We start from the raw sequence: 18,549 nt of genomic DNA, 5'->3' as shown, positions 1-18,549 counted from the left end.
CAGGGCACTCTGAGTTGGTCGCGGAAACTATTCCCTATGTAGGGCGTAAATCAAGTTCACGTATCGTCCAAAAAGAAAAAAGGCCGCTCGCCGGCTAAGGTGAGCAGCCTTCTGAATGACACGGAATTATGTCAGCCGCGCAACTCCTTACGCAGGATCTTGCCGACATTCGATTTCGGCAGTTCGGAGCGGAATTCGATGAAACGCGGGCGCTTGTAGTTCGTCAGGTTTTCAGCGCAATGGGCCTTTAGGTCGGCCTCGGTCAGGGCCGGGTCCTTCTTGACGACGAAGAGTTTCACCGCCTCGCCGGAATGCGGATCCGGCACGCCGATCGCCGCCGCCTCCAGAACGCCCGGATGCATGGCGGCGACTTCCTCGATCTCGTTGGGATAGACGTTGAAGCCCGATACCAGGATCATATCCTTCTTGCGGTCGACGATCTTGGTATAGCCGCGTTCGTCCATGAAGCCCATGTCGCCGCTGCGGAAGAAGCCGTCCGATGTCATCACGCGCGCGGTTTCTGCCGGCTGTTTCCAATAGCCTGCCATCACCTGCGGCCCGCGGATGCAGATCTCGCCGACTTCGCCGAGCGGCAGCGATTTGCCGTTCTCGTCGCGAATGTCGAATTCAGTGCCCGTGATCGGCAAGCCGATCGTGCCGGAGAACTCGGAACTATCGAAGCGGTTGGCGCTGGCAACGGGTGAAGTCTCGGAAAGCCCATAGCCTTCTGTAATCCAGGCCCCCGTCATCTTCTGCCAGCGTTCGGCAACCGGCCGCTGCACCGCCATGCCGCCGGCAAGCGTCGCCGTGTTGGAAAGGTCGAGCTTGGTGAATTCGGGATTGTTCATCAGCGCATTGAACAGCGTGTTCAGGCCGGGGAACATGTCGAACTTGTATTTGCCCAGCTCCTTGATGAAGGCCGGTATGTCGCGAGGGTTGGCGATCAGCACGTTATGGCCGCCGAGCGACATGCCCATCAACGAATTCACCGTCAGCGCGAAGATGTGGTAGAGCGGCAGCGCGCAGACGAAGGTCAGCTGTTCGGGGCGCGGCTTGCTGATGTAGGCGGATTGCAGCCAGAGCAGCAATTGCTGCTGGTTTGCCAGCAGATTCGCATGGGTGAGGATCGCGCCCTTGGCAACGCCGGTCGTGCCGCCGGTATATTGCAGGAAAGCGATATCGCTGCCGCCGAGCTCGGATGGCTTGAGCGGCAGGCGTGCGCCCTCGGCAATCACGGCCTTGAAGTTGCGATGGCCGGGGATGGACCAGGCCGGCACCAGCTTTTTCACCTTGCGGACGATGAAGTTGACGATATGGCCCTTGAGTCCGAGCATGTCGCCGAGAGAGGTGACGACCACATGGCGCACATCCGTATGCGCCAGCACCTGCTCCACGGTATGAGCGAAGTTTTCCAGGACGAAGATCGCCTTGGCGCCGCAATCGCGCAGCTGGTACTCGAGTTCGCGCGGCGTGTAGAGCGGATTGACGTTCACGACGACGAGGCCGGCGCGAAGGATGCCATAGGTGGTGACGGGATTTTGCAGCACGTTCGGCATCATTACGGCGACACGATCGCCCTTTTTGAGGCCGAGGCTCTGCAACCAGGCGGCGATCTTGCGCGTTTGCGTGTCGAGATCGCGATAGGTGATTGATTTGCCCATGCTGGTGAAGGCGGAGCGATCGGCATAGCGCCTGCAGCTTTCCTCCAGCAGTTCGACGAGTGATGCATGCTCCAGCGGCGGCAACTCGGCCGGTACGATATCCGGATAGGACGCAAGCCAGATCTTTTTGACCTGCGGTCTATCCGAAGGAGCGGAGATTGAATTCATGCGCACTTCCTCCTTTACGCATCATCACCACGCCCCGCCAATTGCAGTGGCGGTTATGCAGAGTGTCACTGCGCGACCGAAAAGTCTCCCGCTTTTCACGGTGTCGCAGCCCTCGCTCTCAACTAAATCATTCGAGCGTATCCAAAGCTATACTAACCTTAACGTAAGCGTCAATAATTCCTGCGCACTCACGTTTTTTTACAGTTTTGAAAAAAATGCTGGAACTTTTGCTGCAACGGAGCGTTAATGCGCCATGGGCGAATACCCATTAGGAGCATCGTGTGCCTGGAAGAGCAGATCGGACGCTCCAAGTTTATGTAAAGCGTATCCAAAAGGAGGTGCGCACATGCATAAAGAGAGTGTCGAAGTCCCTGGCCGTGACCTCTATGTCAAGGACATGTCGATGCTGGTCGCTTGCGACCGTGTCGAAGGATCCAAAGTGTTCGGATCGGACGGCAAGCAAATTGGTCATATTGAGCGCCTGATGCTTGAAAAAAGCGATGGTCGGATCGCTTTCGTCATTCTGAGCTTCGGCGGCTTTTTCGGCATCGGTCAGGATCACTACCGCTTGCCTTGGGAGAAGCTGCGCTACGATGCCCGCATCGACGGCTATCGTGTCAGCATGACCAAGAACGACATTGAAAAAGCGCGCCGCTTCGCCATCAAGGATGAACACGACAACAAGCATCATGGCCACAAGAGCCATGATTATTTTGGCGTGCCACCCTATTGGATGTGAGCGCGCTGACGGAGCCGGTACGTTAAGCCCCGCTGGCGCGGGGCTTTGGTTTGTGTGACCTATTGAAATCGCCCATGTCTTTGCACGACCTCGATCTTATAGCCGTCGGGGTCGGTGACGAAGAAGAACAGGGCAAAGACCTTCCCATCGCGATTGAGTTCTACGATCTTGCCGGGATTGAGCCCGAGCGTCGTCATGCGCGCATGCTCGTCCTTCAGCTCTGCGACGGAGACGGCGAGGTGGCCATAGGCATTGCCGAGCGCATAGGGCTCGGTACGGCCCTGGTTGACCGTCAATTCCAGTTCGAACCCGGTCTCGGCATTGCTGAGATAGATCAGCGTGAAGGTCTCGAAGGCGATACGGTCGGCAACTTCCAGCCCGAAAGCCCTATTGTAGAAATCGACCGAGCGTGCTTCGTCGAGCACGCGGATCATCGAGTGAATCATCTTGGCCATGGGCGCCTCTCCATCGGTCGTCTCAGTCTCTAATCCGAAGCCAATGCCATCGGTGCCCGCTGAAGGCAAGGCGCGGAAAATTGTCTTGCGCGCATTTACCTATAGATCCGGGGTTTCTGGATTCCTATCCGTCTGCTTTACTCCCCAGCGCTCAGGCATACGGCTCAATGGGGAGACGCCATGTACTACGCTATTCTGGCCTATCATGAAGAAGACATCGTCGAGTCGTGGAGCGAGGAGGAAGACGCCGCGCTCATGACCGACCTGCTGGAGATCAACGACCGCATGGTCGCGCAGAAATCGCTGGGGCCGGCTGCGCGCCTGGGGTCGACGCAAAACGCCGTGACCGTGCGCGGAAAAGGCGCGGGACTGGTCATCGACGGCCCATTTGCCGAGACGAAGGAACAATTGCTTGGCTTCTACGTCGTTGATTTTCCGACTATCGAGGGAGCGGTCGAGGCGGCCCGCGAATTGCGCCGCGTCAATCCCACCGCCGTTTATGAAATCAGGCCGATCTCGCTGTATTTGCCGGGCGCCTCTCTGCTTTCCGGCGAAGGCGATTGACGGAGCTATTTGCCGATCACCGGCTGTAAGAGCGAGTGATGACCTCCGATCTCAATGGGATTGGAGGCCGATCTTGCTTGTTACGGACCGCTCGATCATCTCCATGCCGTCATAGATCAGCACCGCCATCAGGCCGACGATCAGACCGCCCTGCAGGATGAAGGCAGTATTGTCGTTGATTAGCCCCGCGATAATGACCTCGCCGAGGCCCTTGGCCGCGACGGTGGAGCCGATCGTTGCCGTGCCGATATTGATGACAGTCGCGATCTTCAGACCTTCGATGATCAGGGGCAGGGCGAGCGGCAGCTCGACGCGGAACAGCCGTTGCCAGCCGTTCATGCCCATGCCGTTGGCGGCATCGAGCACCGAGGCTGGGACTTGCTGCAGGCCGGCCACCGTGTTTTCGAAGATCGGCAGCAATGCGTAAAGAAAGAGTGCGATCAGCGTCGGTACTGCCCCGAAGCCGGTGGTCGAGATGGCAAGCGCCAGCACGGCAACCGGCGGGAAGGTTTGCCCGGCATTGGCAATCGCCCGCGACAGCGGCAGGAAATCGGCACCAGCCGGCCGCGTGACGAAGATGCCGCCGAGAACGGCGAGGATCCCGCTTGCCGCAATCGAGATGAGGATCAGTTCGAGATGGCTGAGCGCCAAGCTCGGCAGGCTGTTTTGCGCATAGATCGGTGACGCTCCGAATTTGGTCAGGGGTGCCAGGACGGGCGTCAGCCATTCCGGACGGAACAGCATCACCAGCAGCAGCGTCAGCGCCAGAAGGCGAAAGAGATTGGCGGCGAGGAGTTTCATGCTTTGCGGCCCAGCTCGATCAGATGCTGGATCGAAATCGAGCCCACCGGCATCTTGCGTTCGTCCTCGACGGTCGCCTCGTCCGCGCCCTGCCAGATCAATTCAGCCAAGGCATCGCGCAAATTGAGCGTCTGCGGCAGGCTGTAGCTGAGGCCGAACCGCGGCGGTTGCATGCTCTCCTTGAGCGGCAGCAGCGACATCAGCTTCAATGCGCGGTCCGACGTACCAGTCAGCTGCTGCACGAACGGATCGGCCGGCTCGGTCAGGATCTTCTCAGGCTCGGAGCATTGTAAAAGCTTGCCGCCGCTCATGACGGCGATCCTGTCGCCGAGATGGAAGGCCTCGTCCATGTCGTGGGTGACGAGAATGATGGTGGTGCCGAATTTTTTCTGGATGGCAAGCAGATCGTCCTGCGCCTTGCCGCGGATAACGGGATCGAGAGCACCGAATGGCTCATCCATCAGCAGCACTTCTGGCTCTGCCGCAAGGGCGCGCGCCACGCCGACACGCTGCTGCTGGCCGCCGGAGAGCTGGCTCGGATATTTGGCGGCAAAGGTGCCGGGATCGAGACGGAAGAGATCGAGGAGCTCCTCGACGCGGCGATCGATGCGCCCCTTCTCCCAGCCGAGCAGTTCGGGCACGGTGGCGATATTCTGCGCGACCGTGCGATGCGGGAACAGGCCGTGCCCCTGGATGGCATAGCCGATGCGACGGCGAAGCTCGGTCGCCGGCACGCTCATAATATCCTGGCCGCCAACGGTGATGTGCCCTTCGGTGATCGGCACCAGCCGGTTGATCATCCGCATCAGTGTCGACTTGCCGGAGCCGGAGGTGCCGACGATGACGGTGATCGTGCCCTTTTCCATGCTCATGGTGACTTTGTCGACCACGGTTGCGCTGCCATAGCGCTTGGTGACGCCCTTGAGCTCGATCATGTTGGTCATGCGCGTTGTCCCCGGATGCTGTCGATGACCGCATCGAGGATGACGGCCGATGAGAAGGCTAGAAAGACCGTCGGCACGGCGCCGAGCAGCACAAGGTCATTGGCGGTCTGGCCGATGCCCTGGAAGATGAAAATGCCAAAGCCGCCGCCGCCGATGAGCGCCGCTACTGTGACGAGGCCGATTGCCTGCACCAGCACGATGCGGATGCCGGTGAGGATGACTGGAAAGGCGAGCGGCAGGTCGATGCCGGTCAGGATCTGCCGGCGCGTCAGGCCCATGCCGGCGGCGGAATCGCGCACGGAGGGATCGACGCCGGCAAGACCGACGACGGTGTTGGCGACGATCGGCAGCAGCGAATAGATCACCAGCGCCAGCAGGGCCGGCGCCACGCCGATACCCTTGATGCCGATCGCGGCGGCAAAGGGCACGTTGGCGGCGATATAGCCGAGCGGCAGCATGAGGATGCCGAACAGCGCCAGGCTCGGAATGGTCTGCACCAGGCTCAGCGCCCGCAGCACCACGGCGCGGATGCGCGGCTGCCAGTAACAGAAGATGCCGAGCGGCAGAGCAAGCACGATTGCGATAGCGACGGAACCGAGGGAAAGGAAAACATGACCGAGCGCCTCATGCCAGAACTTGTCGGCATTGTTGGCGTATTCCTTCATGATCGAGAGATTGTTGAGTAGGCCGGAGCGCAGGACCATCGCGAGCAAGGCGCCATAAGCGGCCAGCGCTGCCACGCGCAGCCAGGGCGTCAGCTGCAGCTTCACCAGCGCGTCCGAAATCATCAGCCCGACCACAGCCAGCAACACCCAGAAGGAACCACCGGGTGTAATGCGCGCCACGGTGCTGCCCTCCGGCGTCGCTGCCGTCGAAACCAGCCCGAGCGTGACGATGAGCATGGCGATCGCAAGCGTCGCGACGCCAAGGCGGATAATCTGATTGTGCAGGAAAAGTGCGGCAAGGGCGGTTGCCGCAAGAAGGATGAGCAGGGTAAGCGCCGCCGGCTGGCCAAGAAGCTGCGTCAGCAATTGCGGCTTTCCCGCCGCGATGCGATTCGCCTTGACGATGATGAACGGCATCCAGGCTATCGCGAATGCGCCGCCTGCCACCAATACCACTCCGAGGCGGTCCACTCTGCGGACCGCTAGCGTATCTTCCATAAGGCAAGCTCCGTCAGCGCATGAGCTCAAAATTTGAGGCGGGTTCGGACAAGATCATGCCCATAGGAAAGCCCCCGCGGCTCCAGTCTATCAAAATGGAGCCGCAAGAGCAGCGGCATAGCCTTACTTCAGGAAGCCCTTGTCCTTGAGGTAGGATTCGGCGACGGCCTTAGCCGGCTCACCATCGACCTGGATGCGGCCGTTGAGCTTGCGCAGCACGTCGGCAGTCAGGCCCTTGAAGATCGGAGCCAGAACCTGTTCGATCTTCGGATTGGCCTTCAAAACGGTTTCGCGGATGATCGGTGTCGGCGCATAGACCGGCTGCACGCTCTTGTCGTCTTCAAGAACGGTCAGTTCGGCGGCTTCGATGGCGCCGTCCGTGCCGTAAACCATAGCGGTGTTGACGCCATTGGTCTGGTCGGCCGCAGCCTTGATCGTCGCTGCCGTATCGCCGCCCGAAAGCACGACTTCCTGATCCGGCTTCAGCTTGAAGCTATAGGTGGTCTCGAAGGCCGGCAGGGCTGCCGGAGAATTGACGAATTCGGAAGAAGCCGCGAGCTTGATGGAACCGCCGCCGGCAACCCACTTGCCGAAATCGGACATGGTCTTCAGCTTGGCCGGGCCGGCGACATCGTTGCGCACGGCGACCGCCCAGGTGTTGTTGGCCGGCGAGGGCGTCAGCCAGACGATCTTGTTGGCGTCGTAATCCAGCTTCTTGGCCAGATCGTAGCCCTGCTGCAGGTTCTTCCAGGCCGCATCGTCGGCTTTGTTGAAGAAGAAGCCGGCGTTGCCGGTATATTCGGCATAGATGTCGATTTCGCCTGATGTGATCGCCTTGCGCACGACCGGCGTCGTGCCGAGCGCGATGCGATCCTGAGCCTTGATACCGTTGGCATTGAGTGCGGCGAGGATGATGTTGCCGAGCAGCGTGCCTTCGGTATCGATCTTGGAGGAGACGATGACATCGGCGGCGCTGGCGCCGCTAGCGAGGAAAGCCGTCAGCGTGGCGGCAAGTGCAAGCTTCTTGAGCATGATGTTTTCCCTTTGTACCCCGTTAAACCTTTGTTCTGCTTGCCCATGCGCCTCAAGGCCGCAGTTCGGACAAGCAGGCTTCGAGCGGGCCGGCTGCCCACTGGCGAATTCGTGGCTGTTTCGGGCACGTGGCGCTCATCGCGGAAAAGTCGATGATGCTCCGGATTCCCGTTGCAGTCGCGCGATTATGCCGAGCGTACTCGACATTCGCGCGAAATTGGATTTCTTTTTTCGGGGGCAAGTGCGTTTGTTTTTGTTCCCCTGACCCGTTTGGCGCTGTTCCGATCTCATTTTGCGGCTGGATCGGTAAGGCGACAAGGAAACGATAGCCATCGCTCTTCCGCTTAGGGATATCTTTTTTCAAGAACACATCATATCGTCGGGATATCAATTGGTGCCGCCGTGACGGAAAGGCGGCGCATGCTTGGCTTGGAAGGGAAAAAGGGCTTGTATCTCGGGGCATTGTTCATAGCGGACATGGTGTTCTCCATCGGCTCGGTAAGGGAGACTGCTCGCAGGCTCTCCTTTTCGGCTTCGACGGTCTCCAGCGCGCTGCGCCGCCTGGAAACGGAACTGGCGATGAAGCTCGTCGAGCGCGCATCCGGAGAGCTGGCGACGCTGCTCGCCAGCTCGAAGGTCCAGAAGGGGCTGCAGCCCGTTCTCGCCGGCATTCGCGAGCTTTCGACCCTGATGAAGGATCCGCCCGCGGCCGATGATTATGCTCAATGGGCGGCACGCCTGTCGCTGAAGATCGCCACCATCGAGCGCTTCCTCGAAGTGGCCGATCAAGGCAGTATCAATCGTGCCGCCCGTCGCCTGCGGTTGGGACAGCCGCAGCTCTCCTTGCAGATCGCCAATCTGGAGGAGCTGTTCGGCTTCCGCCTGTTCGCTCGGCAGGCGCAAGGTTCCGTACTGACCGAGGCCGGGCAGGAGGTTCACGCCATTCTGGCCAGCATCGCACAGGCATGGGACGAGATGAGGGCGGCAGCGGACGAGCGCTTTCAACGCACCGCCCGCGCCGTGCGCATCGGCTCTATCATTCCGACGGGCGCTGAAAGCTGGGTCGCCCGCTCGCTTGCAAGCCTCGTGTCGCGATGGAACATCGGCGGCAACCGCAACATGCTGTCGCTGATGCTGATGACTGCCGATGATCTGCGCGAGGCGCTCCGCTCCGGTCGTATCGACGTTGCCATCGTCGATTCCGTGTTCGGCCTCGACGCTTTCGAGCATATGGAGCTGGTGGCGACCGACATGGTGGCGATCGCGCCACCTGACAGCACGGAGCAGACGCTCGCCGCGCTGGTGGAAAATCATCCGCTCTGCGTGCCGAGCCCGCGCACAGGCATCGGCAACGCGGCGACTGCCTTCGGCTATGATAGCCATGATCGGCGCCGGTTTCGCGGCCGCGACATCACCTCGGCGGATTCCCTGCCTGTCATCGTCGACCTGGTGGCCAATCATGGCTACGTCTCGTTTCTCGGCCGCGTCAGCGCCTTGCCGATCGCCGACAAGGTGAGGATCGTCGATCCGGATGAGGTCCTGCCATTGTCCTACCATCTCGCCCATAATGGTCGCAAAGCCTCGGTCGAAGCTTGTCGGCTGATCCAGCAGGCGGTTCGCGAATTGGTGGGAGAGATGGACGCTCCGCGAAAACACATGTCGTCCCGCGTGATCAATTAATGGTCGCAAGCCTCGGCCGAGGCGCACTTGCTGATCTAACGGTGTTTCCTGGCGTGGCGGGCGATACGGGCAAGCCGCGAAAACGCTTGCGGTGCAGCGGTTAGCGGAACTTTCGAGGGTGCAATTGCGTTTATCTCATGGTCCGGACGACACGAATGATCCGAGTCGCGTTTGCGTCCGGCATTCAAGGAGGCTGGAAATGAAAATTCTGGCAACAGCGCTCGTAGCGCTAGGCATGCTCGCGCTGCCTGCAACCCATGCTGAAGCGCGTCGTCACTACCATCATTGGCATCACCACGATCACCACATGATGGTCTATCGGCACTACTATTATCATCGCTACTACTATCGTCCCTATTACAGCCCTTATCCCAATTACTACCGGCCCTATTATGGCTATGACGAGCCCTATTATGGCGGCTATCAGCCATTTTACTCGTTCGGCTGGTTTGGCGGCTTCGGCGGATTTCACCACCACCATCATCATGGCTGGGACGGTGATCGGGGATACTATCATGGCGGGTGGCACGGCGGCCACGGATACTGGCGGTATCATGGCGAGCCGCATTTCTCGCACAACTGACAACCATGCCGATAGCAAAACGGCGCCAGATGGCGCCGCTCTCTGAGGATGTTCCCGTCTGGCCTGCCGGGCGGTGACAGGCTTATGCCGGGTTCAGCACGTGAACGGCGCGCTCGGCCATCAGATGCTTCACCTTCTCGCCATAGGCTGCCATATGCGCCGAAGCCGCATGGGCCTTGAACGCGTCCATGCTTGCCCACTTCTCGACCACGACGAATGTGTCGGGTCCGAACGCCGGATCGGCTCCTTCGACATCCACGACAGCAGTGTATTCGATGCAGCCGTCTTCGGCGTGAACGGCGGGAACGTTGGCCTGAAAAGCTTCGAGCACTTCGACCCGCTTGCCGGGCAGCGCGGTAAGAATGGCGAGAACGTGGATCATGACGATATCCTTGGAACCATAAGTAATAGGGGTGAAAAATAGCCGATGCCGCCGAATCCGCGGCAGGTGTCGATCACTATCACAGAATGGCGATATCTAAACGGGCATCACAGATGAAGTCGTCGATGGCCAAGCAAGCGCATGAAGCGTGGCGAATGCATATCGGCTCGAATGCCTGAGGCAAGCCATGGATGCCAAGAATTCAGGCGTCCACCGCGTCTAAAGCGGGTCATCGGCGCGGCTCGGGCCGCTCAACATCGAAGGTATCCGCCGCACATGAATACCCGCGACTGGAGATTTCAGTACAAGAGCGCGATGCCGCACACGCAGCTCAGCCTGCAGCACACGGAAAATGCCCGTTTGCTGCCGGATCGCGGCGAGCTTCTTTATCGTTTGCCACAGGGTGGCGTCGGCGCGGAGATCGGCGCGGCTTTCGGCGATTTCACCGGCGAGATCCTCGAAAAGAATGCGCCACGCGAACTTTACCTGATCGACGCCTGGGACACACCCCGTTATCAGGACGGCCTGCAGCAGATAAAGACGAAATACCGAGGCGCATTGGAAAATGATCGCCTGCGGATCGTGCAGGGCTATTCAACCGTCAGGCTGGCAGAATTTCCCAACAGCTTTTTCGACTGGGTCTATATCGATACCAACCATAGTTTCGAGACGACCTGGGAAGAGTTGGTGATCAGCAACAGCAAGGTAAGGCCGCAGGGGCGCATCGCCGGCCATGATTTCTGCAGTGGCAACGTGGTTGATGCCGTCCCCTACGGCGTCGTCGAGGCCTGCACGAAATTCTGCAAGGATTTCCGCTGGCAATTCGAATACCTCACCATGGAATCCCACGGGCATTTCTCGTTTTCCCTGAAGCGGCTCTGAATGCACCTCATCCGGGGGACTGCGAAACGTCAATTGTCGGGCGGCAAGCCAAGCAACCTGAAACGCAGTCGAGTTCGTTGTTGATGTAATGCCATTTCGTGGCAAAGGCGCGTAAGGCTGCTTGGCTATTTCTTTGGGCTCCGGTCACAAGACCGTTTCTCGGCGACGCTGAGAGGAACGAATGTCAAAAAGACGGGCCGCCGCCGAAAGCCTCCGTCAGTCGTCGTCGCCCTGGTCGTCGTCGTTTTCATGATGATGACGATGCCGCCAGCCGGGCGGAGGGCCGCGGTCGCGCCAGCCGGGAGGGCCGTACCAGCCATTGTAGCCGCGGGGATAGACATACCTGGGCGCCGGTTGCCAATAGTTCCGGCGACAATGGCCCCATTGCGTCAGGTGCCAGCCGGGACCGCAGGCATAGTCGACGAGGACAGGCTTCTGTTCGGTTGCCGCCATGCCGGCCTCAAGCGCCGGCATCGCATTCGCTGTACCGCCGAGAAAGCATCCGGCAAGCAGCGTTGATGTGATCAGGATTCGATTCATTTCGCGCTCCATCCAGCCCCTTAAATTGCATTAGATCCCGTGCCGCCTGAACGTCAGCTGAACCAAAATTGATGATTTTGGGGCGGTCGCGTCATTGGGCCTAAAGGCCAACGTCAACCCGACAAAACTCTCTTGTTTTATTCGGACCTGCCGTCATCAAAGTCGAAACTGATCCGCTTCAGCTCAGACAGCCGACGCTGGATGCGTTCCGGATCGCTAGTCTCGTGAACGCGGACCGCAAATTCTTGCTGGCGCTCGCCAATGCGAAAACCACCCATGCGGCTGATGAATTCTTCTCTCGATTGGCTCACGATTGTCGAAAGGCGCATCGTCGCGGCTAGAGCTGTAGTGGTCAACATGGCGATGCGGTGATCCGAGAGCGGATTTTAGAAAGTGACGGAAATCATTTTTCGGCCTGCACCGAATTAACAAAGGTGGATTAAGAGGTGGGTAGGAACCATTAGGGGAGGCTAATTTGGTTTCTTTTCAGTTGCCTTGCAAAGAAAAGTGGTGCCGCTTACGTGACTCGAACACGTGACCCCATCATTACGAATGATGTGCTCTACCGACTGAGCTAAAGCGGCATTCAAGGGGCATTCGGTTCGGCCCCGCGATTTGCATGGCGCTGATACATTCTATGCGACCAGATTTCAAGCGCTCAAATTGCCATTTGGCAAAAAAGCGAATGGGCTTGTGAAAAACAAGCCCGCTTCCTCATGCTCAAAGGGCGAGCCGCGCCCGCGCCTGACGGTATTCCGCCTCGAGCCTGTCGATAAGCTTGGCGACGGGCTGGATGGCCTTCACGGCGCCGATGCCCTGGCCGGAGCCCCATATATCCTTCCAGGCCTTGACGCCGGTTGTGGCGGCTTCGAAGTCCATCTTGGAGGGGTCGGCTTCGGGCAGATTGTCGGGATCGAGGCCGGCCGCAAGGATGGAGGATTTCAGATAATTGCCGTGCACGCCGGTGAAATAGTTGGAATAAACGATATCGGCGGCGCTTCCCTCGACGATTGCCTGCTTGTAGCCATCAATGGCGCGGGCCTCCTCCGTCGCGATGAAGGGCGAGCCGATATAGGCGAGATCAGCGCCCGCGGCCTGAGCCGCCAATACGGCACCGCCGGTGGCGATCGCGCCTGCCAGCAGCAGCGGCCCGTCGAACCATTCGCGGATTTCCTGGACCAGCGCGAAGGGCGAGAGACGGCCGGCATGGCCGCCGGCGCCTGCCGCCACGGCGATCAGCCCATCCGCGCCCTTGCGGATCGCCGAATTGGCATGGCGATTGTTGATAATATCATGCAGCACTATGCCGCCATAGGAATGTACGGCCGCATTCACCTCGGGCACGGCACCGAGCGAGGAAATGACGATCGGCACCTTGTATTTCACGCAGAGCATCAGATCATGCTCCAGGCGCTTGTTTGACGTATGGACGATCTGATTGACCGCAAATGGAGCCGCCGGACGATCCGGATTTGCGGCATCATATGCGGCGAGGTCCTCGGTGATCATGCCAAGCCATTCGTCGAGCTGGCTTTCCGGGCGCGCGTTCAGGGCCGGGAAGGAGCCGACCACGCCTGCCTTGCATTGCGCCAGCGTCAGCGCCGGATGGGAGACGATGAAGAGCGGCGAAGCCACGATCGGCAGGCGCAGGCGCTCGGTCAGGATGGAGGGAAGGGCCATGAACATCATCCATTTTGACGTTTACGAAAACGTCAAAATGGATAGCAGATGTTCGTTGCGAGGGGAAGTGGCGAGCTGCCGGGCAGCTTTCCAGGGCGATTTCAAGGAGTATCCGGCTCAAGTCGGACCGCCCTTGAGCCATCGCAAAAGTGTCGCCTTTGGCATTTATCCCCGCCGGAGTGCTCGCCGTCCTTGTCGAAGGCTTGCGTATTGACAAGCGGGGCGCTACCGAATCCGGTTAACGAATGCTAAAGACCAAGGCCGTCTTGCCAGCAGAGTATGCGCGTATGTTGCGAGTAAGAGTAAAGGACCTGATGTGAGCGGATTAGAAACGGCTATCAGAAGCGCGTTGGATCGGTCCGATCGCGCCAATCCGGAAATCCGGGCTCGTATCTATCAATCGGCACGACAGGCATTGGAAGCCGGTCTCCGCAAGCAGGACATTACCGATGTCAACGTCATTTCCTCCCAGCGTCAGCGGCTGGAAGCGACGATAAGGGAGATCGAGGCCGAGCAGCGCGCGCGCCCCGCGCAAGAGATACCTACCTCGCCGGATCTCGGCGCCCCGCATGTTTCCCCCGCCGCAACGCGCCCAGAGGCCGGACGGCCTGTGCTGCGGACGGAGCCGGTCATGAGCGTGCGCGGCGAAACCCGTGAGACCGCGCCGCCTGTCGCCCGCGACCCCGTTCCGGTCGAAAGCGAGTCGGTAGAGGCTGCAGGGCCGCAGTCCGATTTCGGGGATATGCGAGCCGGCCCCGCCGATCATCTCGGCATCGACAGCGAGGTGCGGGCGACGGCGGGAGCGCCGACAGCCGCGCGGCCGATGAATTTCAAGCCGGAGCGCGCCGCGGTTCGCCGCAAGCCGCGGAAGTTCTTCTCGCGGCTGCTGGTGTTCTGCATCCTGCTGGCCTTTCTCGGTGTCGGCGGCTGGTGGATCAAGACCTCGGGTGTCTTCATGTCGGCGGCTCAGCGGGATACGAGCGTCCGCAATCCGCCGGCGCATGTCGATTCGCAGGATTTCAGCGGCAACAATAGCGAAGACGACAACGCCGAGTATGACGACAACAGCGGTCCGGTTAATCCGGGGCTCGCGACCATAGACCCGCAGAACAGCTTCTCCGCAGAGTGGATCGAAGTCCTGAAGCCCACGGAAGCATCGAAGGTTGGCTCCTCGGCGCAGGCGAAGGCTGAAAATGTTTCGGAGAATGAGGGGGCGGCCGTGCGGATTACCTCTCTCAGCAGCGGTTCCGACGGCAACGCCACTGTCGAGGTGCCGACCAGCGTGCTGCAGCAGATGGCTGGCAAACCTTCGACGATCGCGCTCACCTTGCAGTCCACGTCTGATGCGCCGACGCAGATCACGGTGGAATGCGATTTCGGTTCGCTCGGCCGCTGCGGGCGTCATCGCTTCACGGTCAGCCGCCAGAAGACGGATGCGCTGTTTCAGGTTCACTATGATCGCGCAATGGCGCCGACGAGCTCTGGCCGACTGATCATCAACAGCGATGTCGACGGCAAGGCGCGCGGCATCAACGTCTACGCTATCCGCGTTTTGCCCGGACAATAAGTCCGGGCTGCGCGCCAGCCGTCAGTTGCTTGAGAGCCATCAGCTATTTGAGAACGGACGACCCGGTGCCGAGGATCTTGTCGTCGATCTCGCCAATCGCCTTCTTGTCCTTGCCGTCATAATCGAGCGTCAGCAGGATGTGGCGGATAAGGTTCAGGCGCGCGCGCCGCTTGTCGTTGGCGCGCACGACGGTCCACGGCGCGTGATCGGTATGCGTGTCCTTCAGCATGCGATCGCGCTTTTCGCTGTATTCCTTCCATTTCGGAAGCGCGGCGATATCCATGGAGGAAAGTTTCCAGACGGCGCGCGGATCGTGGCACCGGTCGTGGAAACGCTTCAGCTGCATCTCCCGGCCGATATCGAGATAGAATTTGAAGAAGTGGATGCCGTCGTGGACGATGAGCTTTTCCATCTGCGGCGCCTGCTTCAGGAATTGCTCGTACTGTTTCGGTGTGCAGAAGCCCATGATCGGCTCGACACCGGCGCGGTTGTACCATGAGCGGTCGAACAGCACGAATTCGCCGGCGGTCGGGAACTCTGCGACATAACGCTGGAAGTACCATTGACCGGCCTCGCGATCCGTCGGCTTGGTCAGCGCCACGACGCGCGCCAGGCGAGGGTTCATGTGGGCCGATGTCGCGGCGATCGAGCCGCCCTTGCCGGCGGCATCGCGCCCTTCGAACAGGGCCATCACCCGCCTGCCGGTCGCCTGCAGCCAGAACTGCACCTTGATGAGCTCGATCTGCAGCGTCTTCAGCTCGTCGAGATACTCTTCGTCCTTGAGCTTCTTCTTGTAGGGATAGTTGCCGGAAGTCAGCGCCTCATCGTCGATCCAGCTTGGCAGTACGGGATCGTCGACATCGAATATGCGCTTGGTACCGCCGATATCCAATTCCACCGTGCGGCTTTTCGCTTCCTCTCCCATATATCCCGGCTCCTCGGTTGTTTACGCTTTGCTAATCCTGCCGCGGGATCGCGGCAAAAAGCTCCGCAGGCAAACTGGCCCTTTTATCCAATGGTTTCAACCCCTTTGCGATCTTCCTCTTTTGCCGGCTACATTTATTGTTGTCAGTTATCGCCTTCTGTGGATACAGCCGAATACTTCTGTCATGAATCGCAGATAAGAGGCGGGATCCAGCATTCCATGATGGCAGGCGAAGGGACGGGCGCAGTTGGAAGACGAGTGGTCATTTGTCAGGAAGTTGGCGGGGCGGCTACGACAGGAGAGCGCCATCCTGATTTTGGCGACGCTGATCGCCGCGCTTGCGCTCATAGAAGGCATCCACACCGGCATCGTGTTCTGGATCTGGGCCATCACGTTCATCGTTGCGCTGATCCGGCCTCCGCTGGTGGAGCGGGTCGTCGTGTCATCGCAGACCGCGCCCGCGTCTGTTGATCCGGAGGCTTTGCTGCGGACCGCTTTCGCGGGCCTTTCGGCACTCGACATACCGGTGCTGATCATCGACCGCGAGGCCTCGGTGCTGATGCAGAATGCCGCGGCTGAAAAGGCCTTCGGCGCCTTTCCGATCGGCGCGCACATCTCTTCCAAGCTGCGCTCTCCGGGCCTGCTCGACATGGTCCGCGAGACCATGGCGACCAATAGCCCGAACCAGATCGAGCACTCCGAGCGGCTGCCGTCCGAGCGCGTCTATATCGTGCGCATCGCGCCGATCGATCTGCAGCAAGCCGAGGTGGAGGCGGGAACCTTCTTCCTGCTGTCGTTCCGTGACATATCGGAACTGCGCCATATCGATCGCATGCGCTCCGACTTCGTCGCCAATGCCAGCCATGAGCTGCGCACGCCACTGGCCTCCCTGCGCGGCTTCATCGAAACCATCCAGGGGCCTGCCAAGTCTGACCCGAAGGCGCAGCAGCGCTTCCTTGGCATCATGTTCGATCAGACGACGCGGATGAGCCGTCTGGTCGACGATCTGCTGTCGCTGTCCCGACTGGAGTCGAAGTCGCATATCGCTCCGGATCAGAAGGTCGATCTGGTGCCGCTGCTTGGCCATGTGCGGGATTCGCTCCTGCCGCTTGCCGGCGATCTCGATGTGACGATCAACCTGCATGTCCCGGCCGGCAAGGCGGAGGTGCTGGGCGACCGCGACGAGCTGGTGCAGGTTTTCGAAAATCTGATCGAGAACGCCTGCAAGTATGGTCAGGAAGGAAAATCGGTCGAGGTTTCGTTGCTGAACGAGCCGGACCAGGCGGTCGCGGTCGTCATTTCCGACAAGGGACCGGGGATACCGGCAGAGCATGTGCCACGCCTGACAGAGCGCTTTTATCGCGTTAACGTTGAGGACAGCCGTTCCAAGAAGGGCACTGGCCTCGGGCTTGCCATCGTCAAGCATATCCTTACCCGCCACCGCGCCAGGTTGATCGTCAAGTCGGAAGTCGGCAAGGGGACGGACTTTACCGTACGCTTCTGAAAACCTCTGTGAACCGGCTGTTTTATGCGAGATTTATCGCATCAATTTCAAATAGATGGCCTGTCATAATTGTTTCACTCGCCTGACATAAAAGGACGGTGCTTTGGCCGGTAAGAAAGAAGCGCTGAAACTGGCGGATGTGCTGTCCGCCGTCGTGCTCCTTAAGCCCGTCAGGGAGGATTCATCATGAACGCGTTGAAATTGTCTATTCTCGCGCTGGTCGCATCGGCTGCTTTCGCAGGCGCCGCCGTCGCCCGCGACCAGATTCAGATTTCCGGTTCTTCCACCGTATTCCCCTATGCCAAGATCGTTGCCGAAAATTTCGGCGAGACCCACACCAACTTCAAGACGCCCATCGTCGAATCCGGCGGCTCCGGTGCCGGCCTCAAGGAATTCTGCAAGGGCGTCGGCACCGATTCCATCGATATCGCCAATGCGTCGCGTCCGATCAAGGACAGCGAAATCGGCGCATGCAAGGCGGCCGGTGTTGCCGACATCCAGCAGGTCAAGATCGGCTATGACGGCATCGTCTTTGCCTTCGACAAGAGCAATCCGGACATCAAGTTCGTGCCCGCCGATCTCTACAAGGCGCTCGCCGCCGAGGTCGTCGTCGACGGCAAGCTGGTTGCCAATCCTTACAAGAAATGGTCCGAAATCAACCCGTCGCTGCCGGCTTTCGAGATATCAGCCTATATTCCAGGCGAGAAGCACGGCACGCGCGAGGTCTTCGAAGAGCGGGTGCTTGCTGCCGGCTGCAAGGCGTCCGGCGCGCTCGACGTCATCAAGGCCACGGTCAAGGATGCCGACCAGCAGGCGAAGAAGTGCATTGCCGTGCGCAAGGATGGCCTGGCTGTCGACATCGACGGCGACTATCCCGAGACGCTGGCGCGCATCAATGCCAACAAGCACGGCATCGGCGTTTTCGGCCTGTATTTCTACCAGAACAACGCCGACAAACTGAAGGTCGCCACCGTGAGTGGCATCGTGCCGTCGGGCCAGACGATCGCCGACGGCACCTATCCGGTATCGCGGCCGCTGTTCTTCTACGTCAAGAAGGCGCATCTGGGCGTCATTCCTGGACTTAAGGAATATGTCGATTTCTTCACCAGCGATCAGATGATCGGGCCGGATAGCCCGTTGGCGGAATATGGCCTCGTGCCGGCGCCGGATGCTGAGCGCGACCAGATCCGCAAGGATTTTGCGGACGGAAAGATCATGTGAGTGCGTAGGGACTGTGCGTCGGTGCGGCATTCGACCGCGACGACGTTGGCCGAGGAAT

The 18,549-nt window shown here is 59.8% G+C and carries 19 protein-coding genes and 1 tRNA gene; 8 read left to right on the top strand and 12 right to left on the bottom strand.

Annotation, left to right across the window (positions count from 1 at the left end):
• Positions 1–131: 131 nt before the first annotated feature.
• Complete coding sequence (locus GA0061102_RS00585; protein ID WP_092843055.1) at positions 132–1,829, bottom strand: long-chain fatty acid--CoA ligase; 1,698 nt, start codon at positions 1,827–1,829, stop codon at positions 132–134.
• A 346-nt stretch (positions 1,830–2,175) separates the two neighbouring features.
• Here GA0061102_RS00585 and GA0061102_RS00580 point away from each other — a divergent pair, with 346 nt between their 5' ends.
• The gene (locus GA0061102_RS00580) at positions 2,176–2,568 is read left to right on the top strand and encodes a PRC-barrel domain-containing protein (RefSeq protein WP_092843053.1); all 393 of its coding nucleotides are present in this window, start codon (positions 2,176–2,178) and stop codon (positions 2,566–2,568) included.
• Between the two features lie 59 nt (positions 2,569–2,627).
• Here the strand turns inward: GA0061102_RS00580 and GA0061102_RS00575 are convergent, their stop codons facing one another.
• Entirely contained in the window at positions 2,628–3,023 is a 396-nt protein-coding gene (locus GA0061102_RS00575) for a VOC family protein (protein ID WP_092843051.1), read from the bottom strand.
• 180 nt (positions 3,024–3,203) lie between these two features.
• Here GA0061102_RS00575 and GA0061102_RS00570 point away from each other — a divergent pair, with 180 nt between their 5' ends.
• Positions 3,204–3,587 carry a YciI family protein gene (locus GA0061102_RS00570; protein ID WP_092843050.1) on the top strand — a complete coding sequence of 128 codons (384 nt, stop codon included), beginning with the start codon at positions 3,204–3,206 and terminating at the stop codon, positions 3,585–3,587.
• Positions 3,588–3,638: 51 nt separating this feature from the next.
• Here GA0061102_RS00570 and GA0061102_RS00565 read toward each other — a convergent pair whose 3' ends face one another.
• The 5 genes from GA0061102_RS00565 to GA0061102_RS32480 all read right to left on the bottom strand — a co-directional run bounded on the left by GA0061102_RS00565 (position 3,639) and on the right by GA0061102_RS32480 (position 7,891).
• Positions 3,639–4,388, bottom strand: a complete 750-nt coding sequence (locus GA0061102_RS00565) for an ABC transporter permease (protein ID WP_092843048.1) — start codon at positions 4,386–4,388, stop codon at positions 3,639–3,641.
• Positions 4,385–5,323 (bottom strand): ABC transporter ATP-binding protein, encoded by a 939-nt coding sequence (locus tag GA0061102_RS00560; RefSeq protein ID WP_245297900.1) that lies wholly within the window; start codon positions 5,321–5,323, stop codon positions 4,385–4,387. Before GA0061102_RS00560 ends, GA0061102_RS00565 begins: the two co-directional genes overlap by 4 nt.
• Before the next feature lie 5 nt (positions 5,324–5,328).
• Positions 5,329–6,495 (bottom strand): ABC transporter permease, encoded by a 1,167-nt coding sequence (locus tag GA0061102_RS00555; protein WP_092843044.1) that lies wholly within the window; start codon positions 6,493–6,495, stop codon positions 5,329–5,331.
• A 123-nt stretch (positions 6,496–6,618) separates the two neighbouring features.
• Positions 6,619–7,527 carry a glycine betaine ABC transporter substrate-binding protein OsmF gene (gene osmF / locus GA0061102_RS00550; RefSeq protein WP_092843042.1) on the bottom strand — a complete coding sequence of 303 codons (909 nt, stop codon included), beginning with the start codon at positions 7,525–7,527 and terminating at the stop codon, positions 6,619–6,621.
• A 52-nt stretch (positions 7,528–7,579) separates the two neighbouring features.
• Entirely contained in the window at positions 7,580–7,891 is a 312-nt protein-coding gene (locus GA0061102_RS32480) for a hypothetical protein (protein WP_139115010.1), read from the bottom strand.
• Positions 7,892–7,974: 83 nt separating this feature from the next.
• Here GA0061102_RS32480 and GA0061102_RS00545 point away from each other — a divergent pair, with 83 nt between their 5' ends.
• Positions 7,975–9,207: a LysR family transcriptional regulator gene (locus tag GA0061102_RS00545; protein ID WP_092843646.1), complete on the top strand. Its 1,233-nt coding sequence runs from the start codon at positions 7,975–7,977 to the stop codon at positions 9,205–9,207.
• 199 nt (positions 9,208–9,406) lie between these two features.
• Positions 9,407–9,790, top strand: a complete 384-nt coding sequence (locus tag GA0061102_RS33260; protein WP_208858593.1) for a hypothetical protein — start codon at positions 9,407–9,409, stop codon at positions 9,788–9,790.
• Between the two features lie 82 nt (positions 9,791–9,872).
• On the opposite strand, the gene GA0061102_RS00535 is transcribed toward GA0061102_RS33260, so the two are convergent.
• The gene (locus GA0061102_RS00535) at positions 9,873–10,172 is read right to left on the bottom strand and encodes a putative quinol monooxygenase (RefSeq protein ID WP_092843040.1); all 300 of its coding nucleotides are present in this window, start codon (positions 10,170–10,172) and stop codon (positions 9,873–9,875) included.
• A 276-nt stretch (positions 10,173–10,448) separates the two neighbouring features.
• Here GA0061102_RS00535 and GA0061102_RS00530 point away from each other — a divergent pair, with 276 nt between their 5' ends.
• The gene (locus GA0061102_RS00530; protein ID WP_092843038.1) at positions 10,449–11,054 is read left to right on the top strand and encodes a class I SAM-dependent methyltransferase; all 606 of its coding nucleotides are present in this window, start codon (positions 10,449–10,451) and stop codon (positions 11,052–11,054) included.
• Between the two features lie 216 nt (positions 11,055–11,270).
• On the opposite strand, the gene GA0061102_RS00525 is transcribed toward GA0061102_RS00530, so the two are convergent.
• The 3 genes from GA0061102_RS00525 to GA0061102_RS00510 all read right to left on the bottom strand — a co-directional run bounded on the left by GA0061102_RS00525 (position 11,271) and on the right by GA0061102_RS00510 (position 13,274).
• Positions 11,271–11,594: a GCG_CRPN prefix-to-repeats domain-containing protein gene (locus tag GA0061102_RS00525; RefSeq protein ID WP_092843036.1), complete on the bottom strand. Its 324-nt coding sequence runs from the start codon at positions 11,592–11,594 to the stop codon at positions 11,271–11,273.
• 508 nt (positions 11,595–12,102) lie between these two features.
• Positions 12,103–12,178: transfer RNA gene (locus GA0061102_RS00515), tRNA-Thr, on the bottom strand.
• A 136-nt stretch (positions 12,179–12,314) separates the two neighbouring features.
• A complete protein-coding gene (locus GA0061102_RS00510; protein WP_092843032.1) occupies positions 12,315–13,274 on the bottom strand; it encodes an NAD(P)H-dependent flavin oxidoreductase in 960 nt (319 codons plus the stop codon).
• Between the two features lie 316 nt (positions 13,275–13,590).
• Between GA0061102_RS00510 and GA0061102_RS00505 the strand changes: the two genes are divergently transcribed.
• Positions 13,591–14,841: a hypothetical protein gene (locus GA0061102_RS00505; protein WP_092843030.1), complete on the top strand. Its 1,251-nt coding sequence runs from the start codon at positions 13,591–13,593 to the stop codon at positions 14,839–14,841.
• 43 nt (positions 14,842–14,884) lie between these two features.
• Here GA0061102_RS00505 and ppk2 read toward each other — a convergent pair whose 3' ends face one another.
• A complete protein-coding gene (gene ppk2 / locus GA0061102_RS00500) occupies positions 14,885–15,766 on the bottom strand; it encodes a polyphosphate kinase 2 (protein ID WP_092843028.1) in 882 nt (293 codons plus the stop codon).
• Positions 15,767–16,013: 247 nt separating this feature from the next.
• Here ppk2 and phoR point away from each other — a divergent pair, with 247 nt between their 5' ends.
• Together phoR and GA0061102_RS00490 are read left to right on the top strand one after the other, a co-directional pair.
• Entirely contained in the window at positions 16,014–17,270 is a 1,257-nt protein-coding gene (gene phoR, locus GA0061102_RS00495; protein ID WP_208858592.1) for a phosphate regulon sensor histidine kinase PhoR, read from the top strand.
• Between the two features lie 186 nt (positions 17,271–17,456).
• Positions 17,457–18,491 (top strand): substrate-binding domain-containing protein, encoded by a 1,035-nt coding sequence (locus GA0061102_RS00490; RefSeq protein ID WP_092843024.1) that lies wholly within the window; start codon positions 17,457–17,459, stop codon positions 18,489–18,491.
• Positions 18,492–18,549: the final 58 nt, after the last annotated feature.

Origin of the sequence: Martinezella miluonensis, assembly GCF_900094545.1 — a bacterium.
In the GTDB taxonomy this organism is placed as follows: domain Bacteria; phylum Pseudomonadota; class Alphaproteobacteria; order Rhizobiales; family Rhizobiaceae; genus Rhizobium; species Rhizobium miluonense.
Note: the sequence above shows the minus strand (reverse complement) of the source record. Positions and strands in the feature narration are given on the sequence as shown.

Excerpts from the sequence above, each read along its gene's own strand:
- GA0061102_RS00585 (WP_092843055.1), bottom strand. The coding sequence starts at position 1,829 with ATGAATTCAATCTCCGCTCCTTCGGATAGACCGCAGGTCAAAAAGATC.
- GA0061102_RS00580 (WP_092843053.1), top strand. The coding sequence starts at position 2,176 with ATGCATAAAGAGAGTGTCGAAGTCCCTGGCCGTGACCTCTATGTCAAG.
- GA0061102_RS00575 (WP_092843051.1), bottom strand. The coding sequence starts at position 3,023 with ATGGCCAAGATGATTCACTCGATGATCCGCGTGCTCGACGAAGCACGC.
- GA0061102_RS00570 (WP_092843050.1), top strand. The coding sequence starts at position 3,204 with ATGTACTACGCTATTCTGGCCTATCATGAAGAAGACATCGTCGAGTCG.
- GA0061102_RS00565 (WP_092843048.1), bottom strand. The coding sequence starts at position 4,388 with ATGAAACTCCTCGCCGCCAATCTCTTTCGCCTTCTGGCGCTGACGCTG.
- GA0061102_RS00560 (WP_245297900.1), bottom strand. The coding sequence starts at position 5,323 with ATGATCGAGCTCAAGGGCGTCACCAAGCGCTATGGCAGCGCAACCGTG.
- GA0061102_RS00555 (WP_092843044.1), bottom strand. The coding sequence starts at position 6,495 with ATGGAAGATACGCTAGCGGTCCGCAGAGTGGACCGCCTCGGAGTGGTA.
- osmF (WP_092843042.1), bottom strand. The coding sequence starts at position 7,527 with ATGCTCAAGAAGCTTGCACTTGCCGCCACGCTGACGGCTTTCCTCGCT.
- GA0061102_RS33260 (WP_208858593.1), top strand. The coding sequence starts at position 9,407 with ATGAAAATTCTGGCAACAGCGCTCGTAGCGCTAGGCATGCTCGCGCTG.
- GA0061102_RS00535 (WP_092843040.1), bottom strand. The coding sequence starts at position 10,172 with ATGATCCACGTTCTCGCCATTCTTACCGCGCTGCCCGGCAAGCGGGTC.
- GA0061102_RS00530 (WP_092843038.1), top strand. The coding sequence starts at position 10,449 with ATGAATACCCGCGACTGGAGATTTCAGTACAAGAGCGCGATGCCGCAC.
- GA0061102_RS00525 (WP_092843036.1), bottom strand. The coding sequence starts at position 11,594 with ATGAATCGAATCCTGATCACATCAACGCTGCTTGCCGGATGCTTTCTC.
- GA0061102_RS00510 (WP_092843032.1), bottom strand. The coding sequence starts at position 13,274 with ATGGCCCTTCCCTCCATCCTGACCGAGCGCCTGCGCCTGCCGATCGTG.
- ppk2 (WP_092843028.1), bottom strand. The coding sequence starts at position 15,766 with ATGGGAGAGGAAGCGAAAAGCCGCACGGTGGAATTGGATATCGGCGGT.
- GA0061102_RS00490 (WP_092843024.1), top strand. The coding sequence starts at position 17,457 with ATGAACGCGTTGAAATTGTCTATTCTCGCGCTGGTCGCATCGGCTGCT.